General features: G+C 55.7%; 2 protein-coding genes. Both read left to right on the top strand.

Annotation, left to right across the window (positions count from 1 at the left end; all coding sequences use genetic code 11):
* A partial coding sequence (locus tag NW860_RS09835) for a DUF4388 domain-containing protein (protein WP_414513924.1) occupies positions 1 to 600 on the top strand: 600 nt, incomplete at its 5' end.
* A 158-nt stretch (positions 601 to 758) separates the two neighbouring features.
* Positions 759 to 1,104: DUF4388 domain-containing protein (locus tag NW860_RS09830; RefSeq protein WP_414513923.1), on the top strand; the 346-nt coding region annotated here is incomplete at its 3' end.

Raw genomic sequence — 1,104 nt, 5'->3', positions numbered from 1 at the left:
GGTCTGGAGGAACCTCTGGGGCGTTGCCTGCAGCAGCAAGGGTTGATCTCCCCTGTAGATTTGGTCAAGCTCTTTCGCCATCAACTGCAAGTGGGGCTCTACTGCCTCTTTGCCTTGGAAGCGGGCCAGTTCAGCTTCTTACCCAACGTACCGTTGCCCTATCAAGAGATGACTGGCTTAAGCAAGGAGGCTTCGGCCGTAGTTTTGGAAGGGCTGCAGCAGCTGAAGCAGGATCAACGTCGGGAAGAAAACTTGCCTCAGCCGGACAGCTACTTCTGGCGCACCAGCCTTGAGCTTCCTCTATACCAGCTTTCGCCGCTGGAGTGGTCGATCTTGGAGCAGGTCTCTCCTTCCCGCAAGCTAGCTGATCTAGCGCGGGCATTGGGGGCTGATTTGTTGGAGGTGCGCTATGCCTGCGCGCGCTTAGCTAAGCTTGGACTCATCGCTCCCTGTGAAGGCCCAATAGCTATGCCTCAGCCTTCTCTGGTGGGCACTTCTAAGGCTTCGGGAGCAAATAACCTTGGAGAGACAAGGGAGCCGGTTAAGCCCTCTTTGGTCAGCCGCCTCTCCATGCTTCTTAGGAGCATTCGCGAGAAATAGCTGGTCGAGTCAACGACTCGGGATTCAGGGTAACTGCTGCCAGGTCGGGTAGCGGGAAAGTCAGCCTTTTCCGCGACTGCATAGTTGTCCGGGAAAAATATTTGGTCGAGAATAGGATGTGTTGCGGGGATCCCTAAAACACGCGAGAGAGGCTGGCCATGGCCCTAGTCGGAGACCTCCGGGAATTTTCTCTGCCTGACTTGTTGCAGCTAGTTGAAAGGGGCAGCAAAACAGGGCAACTTTCCATCTGGGCCCCAAACGGCATCTACAAAATCTGGTTTTATCAAGGTCGGGTCATTGCTACTCTGCCCCCCGAAGAGGAGCACCGCTTAGAGAGGTTGTTAGCCCGTTCCGCTCTTGTTAGCGATCGGGTCGTGGAAAAGTTGGCTTCCTTCTGTGGTGCGCAAGAGCCTTTGGGGCGCTGTTTACAGCGGCAGGGGTTGATCTCGCCTGCAGATTTGGCCAAGCTCTTTCGCCATCAGCTCCAGGTGGGTCTCTACTGCC

This window comes from Synechococcus sp. F70.1, assembly GCF_047502745.1.
Lineage (GTDB): Bacteria > Cyanobacteriota > Cyanobacteriia > Thermostichales > Thermostichaceae > Thermostichus.
Note: the sequence above shows the minus strand (reverse complement) of the source record. Positions and strands in the feature narration are given on the sequence as shown.